Consider the following 18,860-nt stretch of genomic DNA (forward strand, 5'->3'; position numbering starts at 1 on the left):
TCATGGACTCCCAACCCCCGCTCGATCTCCTGGGCCCTGCCGACGAAGGCGACAACGCCCTCACGCTGGCCGACTACGCGCAGACCGCCTACCTCGAATACGCGCTCAGCGTGGTCAAGGGCCGCGCGCTGCCCGACGTCAGCGACGGCCAGAAGCCGGTGCAGCGGCGCATTCTTTATTCGATGTCGCGCATGGGCCTGGGCTTCGGCGGCGCCAACGGCACTGTCGGTGCCAAGCCGGTCAAGAGCGCGCGCGTGGTCGGCGACGTGCTGGGCCGCTTCCATCCGCACAGCGACCAGGCCGCCTACGACGCGCTGGTGCGCATGGCGCAGGATTTCTCGCAGCGCTATCCGCTGGTCGACGGCCAGGGCAACTTCGGCAGCCGCGACGGCGACGGCGCCGCGGCGATGCGCTACACGGAGGCGCGGCTGGCGCGCATCACCAGCCTGCTGCTCGACGAGATCGACGAGGGCACGGTCGATTTCATCCCCAACTACGACGGCTCGACCGAGGAGCCGCGCCTGCTGCCCGCGCGGCTGCCCTTCACGCTGCTCAACGGCGCGAGCGGCATCGCGGTCGGCCTGGCCACCGAGATCCCGAGCCACAACCTGCGCGAGATCGCAGACGCCTGCGTGGCGCTGATCAAGTCGAACGGCAAGCTCAGCGAGGAAGAGCTGTTCGCGCTGGTGCCCGGCCCCGACTATCCGGGCGGCGCGCAGATCATCAGCGGCGCGGCCGACATCGCCGAGGCCTATCGCACCGGCCGCGGCTCGCTCAAGGTGCGCGCGCGCTGGAAGATCGAGGAGCTCGCACGCGGCCAGTGGCAGCTGGTGGTCAACGAGTTGCCGCCGGGCGTGAGCACGCAGAAGGTGCTGGAAGAGATCGAGGAGCTCACCAATCCCAAGATCCGTGCCGGCAAGAAGGCGCTCACGGCCGAGCAGACGCAGCTGAAGGCGGCCGTGCTCTCGGTGCTCGACGTGGTGCGCGACGAGTCGAGCAAGGATGCGGCCGTGCGCCTGGTGTTCGAGCCCAAGACCTCGCGCATCAGTCAGGAGGAGTTCATCACCACGCTGCTGGCGCAGACCTCGCTCGAAAGCTCCTCGCCGATCAATCTCACGATGGTCGGCATCGACGGCAAGCCGACGCAGAAGTCGCTGCGCCAGATGCTCAACGAGTGGATCGCCTTCCGCGAGATCACGGTCGAGAAGCGCTCGCGCCATCGCCTGGGCAAGGTGCAGGACCGCATCCACATCCTCGAAGGCCGGCAGCTGGTGCTGCTCAACATCGACGAGGTGATCGCGATCATCCGTGCGGCCGAGGATCCGAAAGCGGCGCTGATCGCGCGCTTCGATTTGAGCGAGCGGCAGGCCGAGGACATCCTCGAGATCCGCCTGCGCCAATTGGCGCGGCTGGAGGCCATCAAGATCGAGCAGGAGCTCAAGGGCCTGCGCGAGGAGCAGAAGAAGCTCGAGGACATCCTCGCGAGCCCGGCGGCGCTGCGCCGCCTGCTGGTGAAGGAGATCGAGCAGGACGCGAAGAGCTTCGAGGACCCGCGCCGCACGCTGATCCAGGCCGAGAAGCGCGCCGTCGCCGAAGTGCGCGTGGTCGACGAGCCGGTGACGGTGATCGTCTCTCAGAAGGGCTGGGTCCGCACGCAGAAGGGCTGGGCCAGCGAGCGCGCCGCGGGTGCGGCCGCACCCGAGTACAGCTTCAAGTCCGGCGATGCGCTCTACGGCGCCTTCGAGTGCCGTTCGGTCGACACCTTGCTGGTCTTCGGCACCGCCAAGGACAAGACCGTGCGCGTCTACACCGTGCCCGTGGCCTCGCTGCCGGGCGGGCGCGGCGACGGCCAGCCGGTCACGACGCTGATCGATCTCGACAGCGGCACGCACGTGGCGCACTACTTCGCGGGACCGCCCGGGGCGGCGCTGCTGCTCGCCAACACGGGCGGCTACGGCTTCATCGCCTCGGTCGAGAACATGATGTCGCGCCAGCGCGGCGGCAAGGCCTTCGTCGACGTGGGCGAGGGCGAGCAGCTCACCCGGCCCTCGCTGGTCGGCGGCGCGAGCGGTGCCGAGCCGATGCCGCCGGCGACGCACGTGGCCTGCGCCTCGACGGGCGGACGCATCCTGACCTTCGAGATCCTCGAGATGAAGGCGCTGCCCAAGGGCGGCCGCGGGCTCATGCTGATCGACCTCGACGCCAAGGACACGCTCGCCGGCGCCGCGGCCTACACGCGCAGCGTGAAGATCGAAGGTATCGGCCGCGGCGGCAAGGAACGCGAGGAGACGCTGGAGATCCGCACGCTCAACAACGCTCGCGCCAGCCGCGCGCGCAAGGGCAAGGCGGCCGATCTCGGCTTCAAGCCGACGAGCATCGTGCGGGTGCTCTGAGCATGGAATTCGGCGCCCTCGGCATCTTCGTTCTCGTCATCAGCTGCGCCTGCAGCTTCCTGCTCGCGCGCTGGCTCGGCAAGCGCCGGCGCGATGCGCGCCGGGAGCGGGAGCGGCGCGCGGCGGAGGCGGGCCAGAGCCGGCAGGTGCGGCGCGCGAGAGAGCGGGCCAACAACCGTTCGGGCTGAGCTTGTCGATGCCTGGTACCGGCTTCGACCTTCGACCTTCGACCTTCGACCGGCCCAGGACAGGCCGAGCTCAGCACGAACGGTTTGGGATGGGGCCTACCTCAGGCTTTCCCACCAGCGCACGTTCGTGCGCGGCCGTCCCACCGTCAGCACCTCGCCGATCTCCGGCGTCGCAAGCTCGATCTTCTTCGCCTGCGAGAGGTCGGCAATGCGGTCCAGCGGGTCGCGCCAGGTGTGGAAGGCCAGGTCGAAGGTGCTGTTGTGCACCACGTAGAGCATCTTGCCGCGCAGGTCCTGGAAGGCCTGCACGCTCTGTTCGGGCGTCATGTGCACCGAAGGCCAGTAGCTGTCGTAGGCGCCGTTTTCCATCAAGGCCAGGTCGAAGCCGCCGAAGCGCTCGCCGATCTGCCTGAAGCCGGGGAAGTAGCCCGAGTCGCCGCTGTAGAAGATGCGCTCGCCACCGCTCTGGATGACCCAGGAGGCCCACAGCGTCTTGTTGCGGTCGTTCAGCGTGCGGCCCGAGAAATGCTGCGCCGGCGTCGCCGTGAGGCCGACGCCGTCGTGCTCCGCGGCCTGCCACCAGTCGAACTCGGCCACGCGCTCGGCCGGCACGCCCATCTCGATCACGCGAGCGCGCACGCCCAGCGGCACGAAATAGCGCTGCACGCGCTGCGCCAGGTACTCGATGGTCGCCACGTCGAGGTGGTCGTAGTGGTCGTGCGAGAGGATCAGCCCCTCGATCGGCGGCAGCTGCTCGAGCGTGAGCGGCGGCTGGTGGAAGCGCCGGGGCCCGATCCACTGGAAGGGCGAACTGCGCTCGCTGAACACCGGGTCGATCAGCCAGTACTTGCCGCGCAACTTGAGCAGGTGGGAGGAGTGGCCGAGGCGGATCACATGGGTGCCCTGCGGATCCAGGGCGTCGAGTTGCGCGGTGGTGACGGCGCGCACGGGAATCGGGTCGACCGGCACGGTGCCGTTCTTGGTGCCCGCGATGAAGCGCGACCAGATCTTCCACGGGCTCGCGGAGGGCAGGGCCTGCGGATTCGGCGGATTCTGAAAGCTGCAGCCATTGAACTGCGGCGATGCCGCATAGGGCGTTTCGCAGGCGCCGGTGGAGGTGCTGGCGCAAGCGGCCATGAGGCCGCAGGCCGCGGCCAGGAGAAGGCCTCTGCAGAGGGTGTCGGCTGTCATCGCCGCGAGCTTAACCAAATGACTTGCATTCCGGCATAGACCATTTGCGGCATTGATACCCCTCGCCAAGCGTGAAATATTCCACGCGGAACGACGAGGAGCCGCATGGACGACACCATCCAAGAGCTGGTGGCAACGCGCCGCAAGGCGCTGGCGGGCGTCGACGACGGCCGCAGGCCCTGGGGCCTGGCCCTGTCGGGCGGCGGCATCCGCAGCGCCACCTTCTGCCTCGGACTGATGAAGGCGCTGGCCTCGCGCCGGCAACTGCTCAAGTTCGACCTGGTCTCGACCGTCTCGGGCGGCGGCTACATCGGCGCCACCCTGGGCCGGCTCTGTACCGAAGCGAAATCGGCCGACGAGGTGCGCGACATCGAGCGCGCGCTCGGCGACGTCGATCGCGCGCGCTTCGGCTGGTGGCTGCGCAGCAACGGCCGCTACCTCATTCCGGGCGGGCTGCGCGACACGCTGTTCGCCAGCGCGCTCTACCTGCGCAACCTGCTGGGCACGCATATCGAGATCGCGATCGCCGCCGGCCTGATCGGCATGGTGCTGGCCGCCATCAACCTGCTGCTGTGGGACACGGTGTTCCGTGCCGTGGACCTCAACAGCCTGCCCTCGGACGCGCAGGCCGGCGTGACCGATCTCGCAAGCGTGCAGTCGGTGCGCCTGCTGGTGCAATGGTCGACGCAGTGGCCCACGCTGTGGTTCACGCTGGTCGGTCCCTTCATCGCATCGGTGGTGCTGGCCTGCGCCTACTGGTCGGTGCGCGACAAGCCGTCCACCTCGTCGATGCTGCTGCAGGTGGCGATGTGGTGCGCGCTCGGCGCCGGCGCCTGCTGGATCGGGCCGCGGCTGGTGCGGCACTACAGCGGGCCGCTCTGGCTCGCGCCCACCTTCGTGGCCTTCGCGCTGTGCTGGGTGGTCGCGCTGCTGTGGGTGCTGTGGCGCAGCAGCAAGCGCACGCCGGCGCAGCTGCGCAACGAGCTGACGGAGGGGCTCGCCGCGGTGATCAACTCGGCATTGCTGATCGTGATGCTGGGCCTGCTCGACCGCAGCGCCTGGTGGCTCGCGGCCGAAACCCAGCGGGAGCGTGCTTCCTACGGCGCGGCGCTGCTGATCGTGGCAGCGGCGCTGCGCGGCGTGCTGCCGATGCTGTTGTCGCAGAAGCGCCAGGCGCCCGGCATCGGCAAGACGCTGATGCTGACGCTCGCCAGCCTGTTCGGCCTGCTGCTGGCCTTCTGCCTCGCGGCCTGGTGGGTCGGCGTGGTCTATTCGGTGGTGCTGCTGCCGGTGTTCACGCCCGAGGGGCTGGACTTCTCGCGCGGCTGGGTCTGGCTCGGCACCATCGCCGTGATCGTCGGCAGCTATGCGCTGGTCACCGGGCGCAACTTCGGCTTTCTCAACGTCTCCTCGCTGCACATGTTCTACAAGGCGCGCATCGTGCGCGGCTACCTCGGCGCCGCCAACGCCAAGCGCCTGGGCGCCAGCCCGACGGACGCGGTCTCGGGCCTCGAGCCGCCGCGGGTGCCGGTCGGCGAGGTCGATGCGCGCGACGACATCTCGCAGCTTCGCTATGCGCCGCACCTGCATGGCGGACCGGTGCACCTGGCCAACGTCTGCATCAACCAGACGCACGACCCCAAGCAGCGCCTGTTCAACCGCGACCGCAAGAGCCAGCCGCTCACGATCGGCCCGCTGGGCTGGATGCAGGCCGGCGGCGCCAACTGGGCGCAGGCGCATGGCGACGGCGCGCTCACGCTTGGCGCATGGACGGCGATCTCGGGCGCGGCCTTCGCGCCCGGGCTCGGCCGGCTCACCAAGCGCGGCATCGCGGCGCTGTCGGTGTTCGCGGGCCTCAGGCTCGGCTACTGGTGGAACAGCGCCGAAGCCGGCATCGTGCAGCGCGGCGCCGCCGTGCATGCCAGCCCGCTCCTGATGAAGACGCGCTTCATGCTGCTCGAATGCTTCGGCGCCTTTCCCGGCAGCAGCTCGGCCAACTGGTACCTGAGCGACGGCGGCCATTTCGAGAACACTGGCGCCTACGCGCTGCTGCGGCAGCAGGCCTCGCTGATCGTGATCGCGGATTGCGGCGCCGATCCGGAGTACCGCTTCTGCGACCTCGAGATCCTGATCCGGCGCGCCCGCATCGACCTCAACGCCGAGATCACCTTCATGAAGCCGCGGCCCGGCGCCGACTGGGCGCACCTGGGCGCCTTCGGCTCGCTCAACGATCTTGCCTCGCCCCACAGCCAGGCCTGCCTGGCGCTGGCGCAGGTGCGCTATGCGAGCGGCGCGACGGGGCAGATCGTGCTGGTCAAGCCCAACGTCTCGGCGGCGCTGCCGGTCGACCTGGTGAATTTCAAGGCTGCCAATCCGCTCTTTCCGCAGCAGCCGACCACCGACCAGTTCTTCGACGAGGCCCAATGGGAGAGCTACTTCCGGCTCGGCGCCGAGATCGGCTCGCGCCTCGAAGGCGAGATGCTCGACCAGGTGGCGATGGGCGCGCCCGGGCTCTTCGTGCCCGACGACGGCCAGGCGCAGCCGGCGGCGCGCGCGGCTGACGCCAGCGACGACAAGGACGGCGCCGCCGCCCCCACGGCCGGCGCGATGAGCCGGCTGCAGGCCCGCGTGATGAAGGCCGGCGCCGTGACCGCATCGGTCGGGCTCGGCACGGCCGCCACCTTCGGCGTCGCGGCCTGGCAGGGCATCGACAGCTGGCGCGTGCAGCGTGCCGAGACGCAGAAGGCCGAGAACAGCGCATTCAAGGACCTCACCGAACTCTGGGCCCGCCTGCGCGCCGGCGCCGCCACGACCAGCGAAGCGCCGGCGCTGCTGGCCGCCGAGCTGCTGCGCACCGGCGATCTGCTGTGCCGCGACGGCAGCGAGAACTTCATGGCGAAGTTCCGGCTCTCGGTGCGCATCGTCGACGATGCCAAACAGGCCTGCACCAACGAAGCGCCCGAGCAGCGCACGCCGGCCTGCGCGCGTCTGCTCGACCCCGGCAACGGCATCGACTGCCTGCAGCCGACGCAGGCGCCGGCGTGCGCGCCGCGCTACTGGGCGCGCGACTACTCCGGGCAGACGGGTTCCAAGCAGAACTGCAGCGGCACCTTGCCTGAGCCCTGGCCGGTGGTGGTGTGGCTGCGCGATCGGCTCACCGGGCCGCCCGACGTGCAGGTCGCCGCCGCGCCGCCGCCAGTCGTGCAGGGGGCGCAGCCGCCCTACATGCCGCGGCCAGCCCAGAACGGCGAAGCGCCGGCGAACGGCACGCCTCCCGCGCCCGCCGCGGTCGCGCCGCCGCCGGCCGGCGTGTGCAACGACACCGTGGTCTACATCCAGACCTACGGCTCCGCGCTGCGCGACAAGGCCCGCGCGTGGCGCGGACCCTGGCGCGCGCTGGGCGCTTCGGTGCCGCCGATGGAGGACGTGCTCAGCACCTCGCGCCGGGCCGGACGCTCGCCGCCCACCGGCCATCCCGAGCCCAGCGTGATCATCCGCGACGAGACGGCGCGCGCCTGCGCGCAGGCCCTGGTCCAGACCGCCGCCTCGCCGACCGGCCAGCCCTGGGTCATCAAGCTGCTGCCGCGCTCGATCAAGGCGGCGCCCGGCGCGATCGAGGTGTGGCTGCCGCGGAGCAAGGACGCGTCGGCGGGCTGATGAAACCCGTCGTGCAGCGGAACATTCGCTCCGAGCTTAGGGCCTGTTAACAGGCCCTAGTCCGACCCCGGCCGCCAGACCCGCATCAGCACCGCCAGCTTGGTGCGGAAGGTATGGCGCTCGTCCGAGAGCGCATCCAGAAAGTCCGACAGCCGCTTCGACTTGACCATGGTGTAGACCGTGAGGCAGGTGGTCAGCACGCCCACCACGGCAAACCACACCAGTTTGCGTGCCAGCGGCGCCTCGGCCTCGGCCAGCAGGTTCATGCCGAGGAAGCCGGTGGTGATGGTGCCGATCAGGCCGAACAGCGTGACCACCGTGAGCCGCACCACCGTGTTGGCCTGGCGGCGCAGGCTGTCGGCGTCGAGATACGTGTTCATGTCGGCGATGCGCACCTTGACCTCCTCGTAGAGCGGATCGAGCCCGAGGTGCGTGGTGCACAGGTGCGACAGCGCGCGCACCTGCGCCTGTTCCGAGATCTCGTGGAACCAGTAGCGGTGCGTGAAGCGAAGAAAGCCCTCGAAGCTTGTGCGGATCGCGCGCTTGAAACGCTTGACGCTGGCCACGTCGTGTATGTTGAGCATGCGCAGCGCCTCGACCAGGCGATCGGAGAACATCAGCAGCGCGGCCTTCTGGAAATGCGCAATCAGGAACAGCAGGAAGTGCTGGTGCCGGAACTGCGCCAGCACGCCGCGGTCGCGGCAGCAGAAGTATTCGGAGTGCGCGTCGCCGACCACGATGAGCGCGCGGCCGTTGCACATGTAGCGCGTGTTGGGCGCGGCGCCGGCATCGACCCAGAAGCGGTCGTAGCAGTATTTCTGCTCGAAGTCGGCCACGTGCTCTTCGGCATAGGGCAGGGGGCCGGCGCCGCCGACCGCAGGCTCGGCCGCGCCCGTGACCAGAGCCAGGCGGACGAAGTCGTTGCGCGAGAGCCGGCGCGGGTCGTCGAGCGAGAGGTAGGCCATCACCGGCATGCGGTAGTACTCGAGCTGGCGGAAGCGCAGCTCGCCCGGCTGCTCCGAATGGTCGCTCACCAGCGGCTGCATCAGCCAGGCCCAGTGCGCGGCAATGCGCGGCGCGCGGTGCTCGGCCACGTGCGAGAGAAAGGCCTCGCGGTTCTGCACGTCGGAACTCGAAAGCACGCTGCCGTCGCTGCCCAGCCACTCGACGCTGTGCATGCAATGCAGCGCAGCGCCCTGGGCATCCCAGCCGCCGGGATAGGCGCGGCCGAAGCGGTAGAGGATTTCCTGCGCCAGCGGCAGGCTCAGGTCGTCGGCGCCGACCTCCATGTTGAGCAGCACCACGTCGACGTCGTAGAAGAAGTACAGGTCGACATGCACCACCTGCAGCACGACGGGCGCATCGCCGGGCCGGGCCACCACGCGCACGGCGGCGATGTCGCGCCGGCGGAAGATGCGCATCGGCGAGTCGCCGCCGTCGGGGCCCCCGGACTGGCGCCGCGCGCGGCCTTCGCCGTAGAGGAAGCGCTGCACGTAGGGAAGGAAGCTCACGAACTCGTTGTAGTGGCGCTCGTGGAAGCGCTCGCTGTCGCCCGTGTACTCGTCGATCTCCTCGCGCCAGGGAGAAGCGTCGCCGAGCTCGTGCAGCACGTCCCAGGGGCTGCGGTGCGCGTGGCGGGGCTGCGTCGTCGGCATCAGCCGCAGGGGCCACAACAGGGCCTGGCGCAGATGGCGCACGGTGGGCGCGGCGCCCGCACTTTCGCCCCGTGTCGCGGTGTCCGGCAGGGTGGTGGTCAGCATCGTGCGAGTGTAGGCAGAAGGCCGACTAGGGGAAATCCCTGATGTGATGCTGAAACCGGTTTCATACACTTCGTTCCCTCGCATCGAAGTCTTGTCTCCAGAGCGGGATGCACCATCCCGAACCTGTCTCCCCCGTGAACTACCAATTCCAGTTCGACGCTGTCTTTGCCGCGTGGCCGCTGCTCTTGAAAGGCACCTGGATCACCATCCAGCTCTCGCTCGTCGCCACGCTGCTGGGCCTGGTGGTGGCCATCTTCTGCGCCTGGGGCAAGACCTCGGGGCCGGGCTGGCTGCGCTTCATCGTGAACGCGTACATCGAGGTGATCCGCAACACGCCCTTCCTGGTGCAGCTGTTCTTCTTTTTCTTCGCGCTGCCGGCCATCGGGTTGCGCTGGTCGCCCTACACGGCGGCGCTCACCGCGATGGTGGTGAACCTCGGCGCCTATGCGGCCGAGATCGTCCGCGCCGGCATCGAGTCGATTCCCAAGGGCCAGATCGAGGCGGGCAGGGCGCTCAACCTCAAGCCCTGGGAAATCTTCCGCTTCGTCATCATCAAGCCGGCGCTCAAGGCCATCTACCCCGCGCTCACCAGCCAGTTCATTTTGCTGATGCTGAGCTCGGCGGTGGTGTCGGTGATCTCGGCCGACGACCTGACCTCGGTCGCCGCCAACCTGCAGTCGCAGACCTTCCGCAGCTTCGAGATCTACATCGTGGTCGCCGCCATCTACCTGGCGCTGGCGCTCGCGTTCTCGGCGCTGTTCAAGCTGATTTACCGGCGCACCCTCAACTATCCGGATCGGCGCTGACCACCATGCGTACCTTCGGTTATCCAGAGTTCCTGTTCATCCTCGAGGCGGCCAAGTGGACGCTGGCGCTGTCGCTGATCGCCTTCGTAGGCGGCGCCATCCTCGGGCTCGTGATCGCGCTGGCCCGCACCTCGGACAGCAAGACCGCGCGTCTTCTTTCCACCGGCTTCATCCAGATCTTCCAGGGCACGCCGCTGTTGCTGCAGCTCTTCCTGATCTTCTTCGGCGCGCCGGTGCTCGGCTTCGATATCAACCCGTGGATCGCGGCCGGCGTGGCGCTCGTCCTCAACAGCGCGGCCTTCCTCGGCGAGATCTGGCGCGGCTGCATCGAGGCCATTCCGCGCGGCCAGTGGGAGGCAGCACAGGCGCTCAACCTCGGCTACGCGAGCCGCATGCGCGACGTGGTGCTGCCGCAGGCCTTCAAGATCGCGTTGCCGCCGACCGTGGGCTACGTGGTGCAGATCATCAAGGGCACTTCGCTGGCCGCGATCATCGGCTTCACCGAGATCACGCGCGCCGGCCAGATCATCAACAACGCGACCTTCCAGCCGCTCTACGTGTTCACGACAGTGGCGGCGATCTACTTCGTCATCTGCTGGCCGCTGTCGCTGGCGGCCGCGCGCATGGAACGCCGGCGCGCCCGGGCGCTCGCGCGCTGAGCTTGTTTCTCTTTTCGTTTCTGTCCTCAACCCAGGAGACTTCGACATGACCTTCTTCACCACCCGCCGTGCGGCCGTCGCAGCGCTCGGCCTCGGCGCCGCACTGACCGCCTTCGCACCCTTCGCATCGGCCCAGACCATGGCTGACATCAAGAAGAAGGGCGAGATCACGATCGGCATGCTGGTCGACTTCCCGCCCTACGGCACGACCAATGCCAAGAACGAACCCGACGGCTACGACGCCGACGTCGCCAAGCTGCTGGCCAAAGACTGGGGCGTGAAAGCCAACATCGTGCCGGTCACCGGCCCGAACCGCATTCCCTTCCTGCTCACCAACAAGGTCGACCTGCTGGTCGCCTCGCTGGCCGTGACGCCCGAACGTGCCAAGCAGGTGCAGTTCTCGCAGCCCTACGCGGCCGCGACCATCGTGCTCTACGGCAAGACCGGCGCCAACATCAAGAGCGCGGCCGACCTGAAGGGCCAGCGCGTGGGCGTAGCCCGCGCCAGCACGCAGGACGTGGCGGTGACCAAGGCCGCGCCCGAGGGCACCGAGATCCGCCGCTTCGACGACGACGCCTCGGCCATGCAGGCGCTGATGTCGGGCCAGGTCGATGCGATCGGCTGCTCCGTCACGGTGGCGGCGCAGATCGCCAAGCGGGTGCCGCCCAAGACCTTCGAAAACAAGTTCACGCTGGTGCAGCAGGCCATGGCGGTGGCGATGCGCCCGGGCCAGGACGACCTGCTGAAGAACGTGAACGAGTTCGTGCAGAAGAACACGGCCAACGGCGAGCTCAACAAGCTTTACAACAAGTGGCTCCAGACCGATCTGCCGAAATTGAACTAAGCCCCATGACGGACGCAGTCACGACCCACGCCGGCACGGAATCGATCATCCGGCTCGAGGCGGTGAACAAGTGGTACGGCACTTTCCAGGTGCTGACCGACATCGATCTTTCGGTGCGCACCGGCGAACGCATCGTGATCTGCGGGCCCTCGGGTTCGGGCAAGTCGACGTTGATCCGCTGCATCAACCGGCTAGAGACGGTGCAGAAGGGCAAGATCGTGGTCGACGGCATCGAGCTCACCGCCGGCGGCAAGAACGTCGACGCGGTGCGCGCCGAGGTCGGCATGGTGTTCCAGCAGTTCAACCTGTTCCCGCACCTCACGATCCTGCAGAACTGCACGCTGGCGCCGATGCGCTCGCGCGGCATGAGCAAGGAAGAGGCCGAGGAGGTGGCGATGAAGTACCTCACGCGCGTGCGCATTCCCGAGCAGGCGCACAAGTACCCGAGCCAGCTGTCCGGCGGCCAGCAGCAGCGCGTGGCGATCGCGCGTGCGCTGTGCATGTCGCCCAAGATCATGCTGTTCGACGAGCCCACTTCGGCGCTGGATCCCGAGATGGTCAAGGAAGTGCTCGACACCATGATCGGCCTGGCCGAGGACGGCATGACCATGCTGTGCGTCACGCACGAGATGGGCTTTGCGCGCAGCGTGGCCGACCGCGTGATCTTCATGGCCGACGGCAAGATCGTCGAACAGGCGCCGCCGGGCGAGTTCTTCGGCAGCCCGAAGCACGAGAAGACGCGCCAATTCCTCGGCCAAATTCTCAGCTCGCATCAAGCACACTGAGCGATGCCTCAAGTACTGATCTCTCTGTCGTCCTTCGGCGCGGCCGAGGTGGGGCGGCACGGCCAGCTGTGGTGTGCGCAACTGGCCATGGCGGCCGGCGCCGACAGCGTCGAGGTGCGCGGCGAATTGCTGCGCGATCCTGCGGCCGAACTGCCTGCGCTCGCGGGCCTTGCTTCGGTCTACTCCAGTCCCGAAGGTCTCTGGGCCGAGGGTGGCTTGCTCGACAGCGCTGCACTCGCGCGCGGCCTCGCCGCCGCGACCATGCTGGGCGCGCGCCGGCTCAAGATGGCCATCGGCGACTTTCGCGCGTCCTCGCACGGCGCGCTGGCCGGCCTGCGCTCGCGGCTTGCCGAGACGCCGATCGAACTCGTGATCGAGAACGACCAGACCGTGTCGGCCGGCACGCTGCCCGCGCTGCAAAGCTTCTTCGATGCGGCCGACCATGCCGGGCTCGATCTCGGCATGACCTTCGACATGGGCAACTGGCACTGGATCGGCGAATGCCCGCTGCAGGCGGCCCAGGCGCTGGCCCCGCGCGTGCGCTACGTGCATTGCAAGGGGGTTCAGCGCCTGCCGGCCAAATGGGTCGCGGTGCCGCTGGCCGAATCCGCCGCGCCCTGGCGCGCCGTGCTGCGCGCCTTGCCGGCCGAGGTGCCGCACGCAATCGAATACCCTCTGATCGGCGACGATTTGCTCGCCATCACGCGCGACCAGGTTGCGCATATCCGAGCATTGCGAACATGACAAACCCTGCCTTCGACGTCGCGCTCTTCGGCGAGGCCATGCTCTTGCTGGTGGCCGACCAGCCTGGCCCGATCGAGAACGCCACCGCCTTCCACAAGCGCACGGCCGGTGCCGAAACCAATGTCGCGATCGGCCTCGCGCGTTTGGGCCTCAAGGTCGGCTGGGCCAGCCGGCTCGGCACCGATTCGATGGGCCGCGCGCTGCTCGCCACCATGCAGGGCGAAGGCATCGATTGCTCGCACGTGATCAGCGACCCGACGCAGCGCACCGGCTTCCAGTTCAAGGGCCGCGTGACCGATGGCAGCGACCCGCCGGTGGAATACCACCGCAAGGGTTCGGCCGCGAGCCACATGGGCCCGGCCGATGTTGACGAGGCCTGGCTGCGCTCCGCGCGGCACCTGCATGCGACCGGCGTGTTCGCGGCCATCTCCGACACCAGCCTGCAGGCCGCGATCAAGAGCATGGAGGTGATGCGCGCGGCCGGCCGCACGATCTCCTTCGATCCCAACCTGCGGCCCACGCTGTGGGCGTCGACCGAGGTGATGCGGCGTTCGATCAACGACCTCGCGGCCCGCGCCGACTGGGTGCTGCCCGGCATGGAAGAGGGCCTGCTGCTCACCGGCGAGACGACGCCCGAGGGCGTGGCGCATTTCTATCGCGGGCTCGGCGCGAAGCTGGTGGTGGTCAAGCTCGGCGCCGAGGGCGCCTACTATGACGGCGATGTGGCCGGCACCGGGCGTATCGACGGCTTCCCGGTGGCGCAGGTGATCGATACCGTGGGCGCCGGCGACGGCTTCGCGGTCGGCGTGGTCAGTGCGCTGCTGGAAGGCAGGACGGTGCCCGAGGCGGTGCGCCGCGCTGCCTGGATCGGCGCCCGCGCCGTGCAGGTGCTGGGCGATACCGAAGGCCTGCCGACGCGGGCGCAATTGAACGAAGCGAGGCTGTGATGCGCAAGAAGGTGTTGGTCTTTCGCGAACTGCCTGACGACCAGCTCGCCCGCCTGCAGGCGGTGCACGAGGTCACGGTCGCCAATCCGCGCATCGCGGCCGAGCGCGAGGCCTTCGAGGCCGCGCTGCCACTGGCCCAGGGGCTGATCGGTTCGAGCTATCCGGTGGACGATGCGCTGCTCGAACGCGCGCCCAAGCTCGAAGTGATCTCCAGCGTTTCGGTCGGCGTCGACAACTACGCGCTGGCTGCCCTGCATGCGCGCGGCATCATGCTGTGCCACACGCCCGGCGTGCTCGACGAGACGGTGGCCGACACCGTGTTCGCGCTGCTGATGGCAACCAGCCGCCGCGTGGTCGAGCTCTCCAACCTCGTGCGCGAGGGCCGCTGGACCGGGAACATCGGCGAGGATCTGTTCGGCTTCGACGTGCACGGCAAGACGCTGGGCCTGCTGGGCTTCGGCCGCATCGGGCAGGCCATCGCGCGCCGTGCCGCTTTGGGCTTCGGCATGCCGGTGCTCTACCACGCGAGGCGCCCGGTCGATCTGGCTGCTCAGTCGCCGGAGCTGCTGGGGCGCGCGATGCACACGTCGCTCGACGATCTGCTGGCGCGCGCCGACTTCGTGGTCGCGATGCTGCCGCTGTCGGACAGCACGCGCGGCATGATCGACGAGCGCGTGTTCGCTCTCATGAAGCCGGGCGCCATCTTCATCAACGGCGGCCGCGGCGCCACCGTGCAGGAACACGCGCTGCTCGCCGCGCTCGACCAGGGCAGCTTGCGCGCCGCCGGCCTCGACGTGTTCGCGACCGAGCCGCTGCCCGTGGATTCGCCGCTCGCCACCCATCCGCGCGTGACGCCGCTGCCGCACATCGGCTCCGCCACGCACGAGACGCGGCATGCGATGGCCGAACTGGCCACCACCAACCTGCTGCAAGCGCTCGCGGGCGAGCGGCCGGCGGCGGTCTACGACACGGCCTTCGCTTGAACGCGCGACCGCCCATGCAGCGCCCGGCCAAAGCAACGATTGCAGACGTCGCCAAGGCGGCGGGCGTCTCCAAGGCCACCGTCTCGCGCTTTCTCAACCACCGCGAGCGCCTGCTGAGCCCCGACATCGCGGCACGCGTCGAGGCCGCGGTCGCCCAGCTGGCTTACACGCCGAGCCCGATGGCGCAGGCCCTGAGCCACGGCCGCTCGCGCCTGATCGGCCTGATCGTTGCTGACATCACCAACCCCTATTCGGTCGCGGTGCTGCGCGGCGCCGAGAAGGCCTGCCAGGACGCCGGCTACCTGGTCATGCTGTTCAACCTCGGCAACGACATCGACCGCGAGCGCGAGGCCATCGATGCGCTCGCGGGCTACCAGGTGGACGGCTTCATCCTCAACACGCTGGGCCGCGGCGCAGGGCTGATCGATGCCGACGCGCTGCATGGCAAGCCCGCGGTGCTGGTGGATCGCCGCCATGCCGGCATGCACACCGACTTCGTGTCGCTGGACAACCCCGCGGCAATGCAGGCCGCCTGCGGCCACCTCGTCGAGGGCGGGTACCGCGAGCTGCTCTACATCACCGAGCCGCTGAAGGGCGTGAGCTCGCGGCGCGAGCGCACCGCCGCTTTTGGCGACTGCATCGCGGCCCACGAGCCGCGCGTCGCGGGTCAGGTGTTCGAGAGCACCGGCGACGACGGCGATGCCCTCGATGCCGCGCTGCGCGCCCTGCACAAGCGAGCCAAGCGCGGGCGGCGTGCGGCGGTGCTGGCCGGCAATGCGGTCGTGACCTTGCGTGTGGCCTCGGCCATGGCGCGCCTGGGCTGGCGCTTCGGCGAGGAACTCGGCTTCGTGGGCTTCGACGATCCAGAATGGGCGCCCTTGATCGGACCGGGCCTCAGCGCCATCGCGCAACCCACCGACGCCATCGGCCGCGCCGCGGCGACCTGCCTGATCGAACGCCTTCGCGGCCTCGAAGGGCCACCGCGGCAGCTGCTGCTGCCTGGCGAGCTGGTTGTGCGAGGTTCGTCGGGTTCGGCCTGACGTTTTCGATTGTTGGCAAAGGGGAAACGGAGAACTTCCCCTGGGGGCCTTTGACGCCGTCGATGCGGCTTCAAACTCACCACCTCGCACTGCAACAAGCCTCGACGCACCGCGCCGCGGCTCCTTCCAAGGCTTCCCCATCCATGAATGCGCCCTGCACCTCATGCGCCGATGCGCTGCCCTCCGTCTCTGAAACCACCGAAACCCCCCGTTCCGCCTGGCTCGCGGTCGGCTCCATCGCTGTCGGCACCTTCTCGATGGTCACGACGGAATTCCTGCCGATCGGCTTGCTGACGGACATCGCCGCCGGCATGAACGTCACCGACGGCACGGCCGGCCTCATGGTCACGATGCCGGGCGTGCTGGCCGCCTTCGCCGGGCCGGCGCTGATCGTCGCCTCGGGCCGTCTCGACCGGCGGACCGTGATGATCGCGCTCTCCGCGCTGCTGGTTGCATCCAACCTGCTGGCCGCCTTCGCGCCGAACTTCGCGACCATGCTGGTCGCGCGTTTCCTGCTCGGCCTTTGCATCGGCGGCTTCTGGACCTTTGCGCCGGGCGCCGCCACGCAGCTGGTGCCGGATGTTTCGAAGGCGCGCGCCATGTCGCTCGTGCTGGCAGGCGTTTCGGCGGCCACCGTGTTCGGCGTGCCGGCCGGCGCCTTCATCAGCAACTTCGCTGGCTGGCGTGCGGCCTTCGCGGTGACGGGGCTGCTCGCGGCGGTCGTGCTGGCAGCGCAGATCTGGCTGCTGCCGGCGATGCCGCCGGCGCGCGCCATTCGCCCGCGCGACCTGCTGACGCCGCTCACGCGCCGCATGGCGCAGGTCGGATTGCTGGCGGTGCTGTTCCTGATCGCCGGGCATTTCGCGGCCTACACCTACCTCACGCCGCTGCTGCAGCAGACCTTCGGGCTGGCGCCGGGCGCGGTGACGGCGCTGCTGCTGGTCTATGGCGCGACCGGCTTCATCGGCACCTTCGTCGGCGGCAGCCTGGTGGCGCGCAGCGTGCGCGGCACCACGCTGCTGGCGACGATGCTGCTCGCCGCGGCGCTGCTGCTGTCGACGGTGGCCGGCAGCGGGATCGTGGCCGGCGCAGCCGTGGTGGTCGTTTGGGGTGTGGCCTTCGGTCTGATCCCGGTCTCGCTGACCGCCTGGATGATGGAAGCCGTGCCCGACGCGCAGGAGGCCGGGCAGGCGCTGCTGGTGAGCGGATTCCAGGTCGCCATCGCGTCGGGCGCGCTGATCGGTGGCGTGACGGTCGACGGCTACGGCATCTCGAGCACCATGCTCCTGAGCGCCGCGCTGGTGCTGGTGGCCACGGCCGTGGTCGCCATGCTGGGCCGCGGGCCGCGGCCGGAGGTACGGTCAGCGGCTTGACGGCGAGGGCGCCGCCTCCCGCGGCGTCACTCGACTTCCGCGATCAGCTCGATTTCGACGCAGGCACCCATCGGGATCTGCGCCACGCCGAAGGCGCTGCGCGCATGCGCGCCTTTCTCGGGGCCGAAGACCTCGGCGAAGAATTCGCTGGCGCCATTGGTCACCAGGTGCTGCTCGGTGAAAGTGCCGACCGAGTTGACCAGGCTCATCACCTTGACGATGCGCTTGACCTTGTTCAGGTCGCCGATGGCGGCCTGCAGCGTGCCGAGCAGGTCGATCGCGATCGCGCGCGCAGCCTGCTTGCCTTCTTCGGTGCCGAGCGTCGCGCCGAGTTGGCCGACCCAGGGCTTGCCGTCCTTCTTGGCGATATGGCCGGAGAGGAACACCAGCTTGCCGGTCTGCACATAGGGCACATAGGCGGCGGCGGGGGCCGAGACCGGCGGCAGCGTGATGTCGAGGCTGGAAAGTTTGTCGTAAACACTCATGAAGGATCCTCGTCTTGTTGGGATTGCGATTGAGATTGAGATTGCGATTGTGATTGCGTCTGTGTTTGTGTCTGCGCTTGCGACAGCGCCGCTTGCTGCGCCTCGGCCCGCAGCTCTTCGAGCGGCTGCACCGTGACGCCGACGTCGAGCGTGTGGCGCGCGCCGCCGTGCAGCACGCCGCGCATCGGCGAAACGTCGGAATAGTCGCGGCCGATGGCCAGCGCCACGTAGTCCTCGCCGGGTTGGCGGCCGTTGGTCGGATCGAATTCGGCCCAGTCGCCGGGTCCGTCGGCGCCGGGCAGGTAGACCGAGACCCAGGCATGCGAGGCATCGGCGCCGACCAGCCGCGGGCGGCCGGGCGGCGGCTGCGTCAACAGGTAGCCGCTCACGTAGCGCGCCGGCAGGCCCAGCGTGCGGAAGCAGGCGATCATGATGTGGGCGAAGTCCTGGCACACGCCATGGCGCTGCGCCAGCGCCTCGATCGCCGGCGTGCTGATCTCGGTGCTCTCGGTGTCGTAGACGAAGTCGCGATACATGCGCAGCGTGAGGTCCATGGCCGCGTCGAACACCGGACGGCCGGGCGCGAAGCTGGGCCGCGCGTAGGCGGCGAAGTCGTCGTGCCGCGGCACGTAGCGCGAAGCGAAGACGAATTCGGAGGCCGGATCGAAGGGCAGATCCTTGGCGTAGCGGAAGCGCTCGCGCACCTCTTCCCAGGGCAGCTCGAGCGAGGCCGCCGGCGACAGCACCGGCGGGCCGGTCTCGACCACGCTCTCGGCCGTGACCACCAGTTCCTCGTGCGTCGAATCGAGCGCGAAGAAAGCGCGCGTGTTGCCGTAGACGTCGGGCGACTCGCCGCGCTGCGCGGGCTCGGGGCTGATCGCCAGCGCATGGCTCACCAGTCGCTGCGAGCCGGTGGCCAACGGCTTCAGGTGCGCGAGATGCTGCGCGGTCTCGACCGGCGGCGTGTACGCATAACGCGTTTCGTGGGTGACGTGGAGCAACATG

At 69.0% G+C, this 18,860-nt stretch carries 16 protein-coding genes; 12 read left to right on the top strand and 4 right to left on the bottom strand.

Features of this window, described 5'->3' with window-relative positions:
- Positions 1–2: 2 nt before the first annotated feature.
- Positions 3–2,393, top strand: a complete 2,391-nt coding sequence (gene parC / locus ACSQ9I_RS11150; RefSeq protein WP_093102589.1) for a DNA topoisomerase IV subunit A — start codon at positions 3–5, stop codon at positions 2,391–2,393.
- 2 nt (positions 2,394–2,395) lie between these two features.
- Positions 2,396–2,581, top strand: coding sequence for a hypothetical protein (locus ACSQ9I_RS11155; protein ID WP_093102591.1), 186 nt, complete (start codon positions 2,396–2,398; stop codon positions 2,579–2,581).
- Positions 2,582–2,677: 96 nt separating this feature from the next.
- Here the strand turns inward: ACSQ9I_RS11155 and ACSQ9I_RS11160 are convergent, their stop codons facing one another.
- Positions 2,678–3,772, bottom strand: a complete 1,095-nt coding sequence (locus ACSQ9I_RS11160) for an MBL fold metallo-hydrolase (RefSeq protein ID WP_436313207.1) — start codon at positions 3,770–3,772, stop codon at positions 2,678–2,680.
- 105 nt (positions 3,773–3,877) lie between these two features.
- Between ACSQ9I_RS11160 and ACSQ9I_RS11165 the strand changes: the two genes are divergently transcribed.
- A complete protein-coding gene (locus ACSQ9I_RS11165; protein ID WP_436313208.1) occupies positions 3,878–7,429 on the top strand; it encodes a patatin-like phospholipase family protein in 3,552 nt (1,183 codons plus the stop codon).
- Between the two features lie 56 nt (positions 7,430–7,485).
- Here the strand turns inward: ACSQ9I_RS11165 and ACSQ9I_RS11170 are convergent, their stop codons facing one another.
- Entirely contained in the window at positions 7,486–9,189 is a 1,704-nt protein-coding gene (locus ACSQ9I_RS11170) for a hypothetical protein (protein WP_436313209.1), read from the bottom strand.
- 134 nt (positions 9,190–9,323) lie between these two features.
- Between ACSQ9I_RS11170 and ACSQ9I_RS11175 the strand changes: the two genes are divergently transcribed.
- From ACSQ9I_RS11175 to ACSQ9I_RS11215, 9 genes are all read left to right on the top strand, one after another.
- Positions 9,324–9,995 (top strand): amino acid ABC transporter permease, encoded by a 672-nt coding sequence (locus ACSQ9I_RS11175; RefSeq protein WP_093102689.1) that lies wholly within the window; start codon positions 9,324–9,326, stop codon positions 9,993–9,995.
- Positions 9,996–10,000: 5 nt separating this feature from the next.
- Positions 10,001–10,654: an amino acid ABC transporter permease gene (locus ACSQ9I_RS11180; RefSeq protein ID WP_093102599.1), complete on the top strand. Its 654-nt coding sequence runs from the start codon at positions 10,001–10,003 to the stop codon at positions 10,652–10,654.
- A gap of 46 nt (positions 10,655–10,700) precedes the next feature.
- Positions 10,701–11,498, top strand: coding sequence for a transporter substrate-binding domain-containing protein (locus ACSQ9I_RS11185; RefSeq protein WP_436313210.1), 798 nt, complete (start codon positions 10,701–10,703; stop codon positions 11,496–11,498).
- Between the two features lie 5 nt (positions 11,499–11,503).
- Complete coding sequence (locus tag ACSQ9I_RS11190; protein ID WP_436303590.1) at positions 11,504–12,283, top strand: amino acid ABC transporter ATP-binding protein; 780 nt, start codon at positions 11,504–11,506, stop codon at positions 12,281–12,283.
- Between the two features lie 3 nt (positions 12,284–12,286).
- Entirely contained in the window at positions 12,287–13,027 is a 741-nt protein-coding gene (locus ACSQ9I_RS11195; RefSeq protein ID WP_436303591.1) for a sugar phosphate isomerase/epimerase family protein, read from the top strand.
- The gene (locus tag ACSQ9I_RS11200; protein WP_436313211.1) at positions 13,024–13,974 is read left to right on the top strand and encodes a sugar kinase; all 951 of its coding nucleotides are present in this window, start codon (positions 13,024–13,026) and stop codon (positions 13,972–13,974) included. Before ACSQ9I_RS11195 ends, ACSQ9I_RS11200 begins: the two co-directional genes overlap by 4 nt.
- Positions 13,974–14,957, top strand: coding sequence for a 2-hydroxyacid dehydrogenase (locus ACSQ9I_RS11205; RefSeq protein WP_436313212.1), 984 nt, complete (start codon positions 13,974–13,976; stop codon positions 14,955–14,957). Before ACSQ9I_RS11200 ends, ACSQ9I_RS11205 begins: the two co-directional genes overlap by 1 nt.
- A gap of 14 nt (positions 14,958–14,971) precedes the next feature.
- Positions 14,972–15,997 carry a LacI family DNA-binding transcriptional regulator gene (locus ACSQ9I_RS11210; protein ID WP_436290576.1) on the top strand — a complete coding sequence of 342 codons (1,026 nt, stop codon included), beginning with the start codon at positions 14,972–14,974 and terminating at the stop codon, positions 15,995–15,997.
- Between the two features lie 143 nt (positions 15,998–16,140).
- Positions 16,141–17,370, top strand: coding sequence for an MFS transporter (locus ACSQ9I_RS11215; protein ID WP_436313213.1), 1,230 nt, complete (start codon positions 16,141–16,143; stop codon positions 17,368–17,370).
- A 26-nt stretch (positions 17,371–17,396) separates the two neighbouring features.
- Here the strand turns inward: ACSQ9I_RS11215 and ACSQ9I_RS11220 are convergent, their stop codons facing one another.
- Entirely contained in the window at positions 17,397–17,855 is a 459-nt protein-coding gene (locus ACSQ9I_RS11220; RefSeq protein ID WP_436313214.1) for a RidA family protein, read from the bottom strand.
- On the bottom strand, positions 17,852–18,859 hold the full coding sequence (locus tag ACSQ9I_RS11225) for a transglutaminase family protein (RefSeq protein ID WP_436313215.1): 1,008 nt from the start codon (positions 18,857–18,859) through the stop codon (positions 17,852–17,854). The genes ACSQ9I_RS11220 and ACSQ9I_RS11225 overlap by 4 nt, the downstream gene beginning before the upstream one ends.
- Position 18,860: the final 1 nt, after the last annotated feature.

The organism is Variovorax sp. LjRoot84, assembly GCF_964254305.1.
In the GTDB taxonomy this organism is placed as follows: Bacteria; Pseudomonadota; Gammaproteobacteria; order Burkholderiales; family Burkholderiaceae_C; genus Variovorax.

Coding starts and splice junctions, on each gene's coding strand:
- ACSQ9I_RS11170 (WP_436313209.1), bottom strand. CDS start 9,189: ATGCTGACCACCACCCTGCCGGACACCGCGACACGGGGCGAAAGTGCG.
- ACSQ9I_RS11165 (WP_436313208.1), top strand. CDS start 3,878: ATGGACGACACCATCCAAGAGCTGGTGGCAACGCGCCGCAAGGCGCTG.
- ACSQ9I_RS11215 (WP_436313213.1), top strand. CDS start 16,141: ATGAATGCGCCCTGCACCTCATGCGCCGATGCGCTGCCCTCCGTCTCT.
- ACSQ9I_RS11185 (WP_436313210.1), top strand. CDS start 10,701: ATGACCTTCTTCACCACCCGCCGTGCGGCCGTCGCAGCGCTCGGCCTC.
- ACSQ9I_RS11195 (WP_436303591.1), top strand. CDS start 12,287: ATGCCTCAAGTACTGATCTCTCTGTCGTCCTTCGGCGCGGCCGAGGTG.
- parC (WP_093102589.1), top strand. CDS start 3: ATGGACTCCCAACCCCCGCTCGATCTCCTGGGCCCTGCCGACGAAGGC.
- ACSQ9I_RS11160 (WP_436313207.1), bottom strand. CDS start 3,772: ATGACAGCCGACACCCTCTGCAGAGGCCTTCTCCTGGCCGCGGCCTGC.
- ACSQ9I_RS11180 (WP_093102599.1), top strand. CDS start 10,001: ATGCGTACCTTCGGTTATCCAGAGTTCCTGTTCATCCTCGAGGCGGCC.
- ACSQ9I_RS11210 (WP_436290576.1), top strand. CDS start 14,972: ATGCAGCGCCCGGCCAAAGCAACGATTGCAGACGTCGCCAAGGCGGCG.
- ACSQ9I_RS11190 (WP_436303590.1), top strand. CDS start 11,504: ATGACGGACGCAGTCACGACCCACGCCGGCACGGAATCGATCATCCGG.
- ACSQ9I_RS11205 (WP_436313212.1), top strand. CDS start 13,974: ATGCGCAAGAAGGTGTTGGTCTTTCGCGAACTGCCTGACGACCAGCTC.
- ACSQ9I_RS11225 (WP_436313215.1), bottom strand. CDS start 18,859: ATGTTGCTCCACGTCACCCACGAAACGCGTTATGCGTACACGCCGCCG.
- ACSQ9I_RS11155 (WP_093102591.1), top strand. CDS start 2,396: ATGGAATTCGGCGCCCTCGGCATCTTCGTTCTCGTCATCAGCTGCGCC.
- ACSQ9I_RS11220 (WP_436313214.1), bottom strand. CDS start 17,855: ATGAGTGTTTACGACAAACTTTCCAGCCTCGACATCACGCTGCCGCCG.
- ACSQ9I_RS11200 (WP_436313211.1), top strand. CDS start 13,024: ATGACAAACCCTGCCTTCGACGTCGCGCTCTTCGGCGAGGCCATGCTC.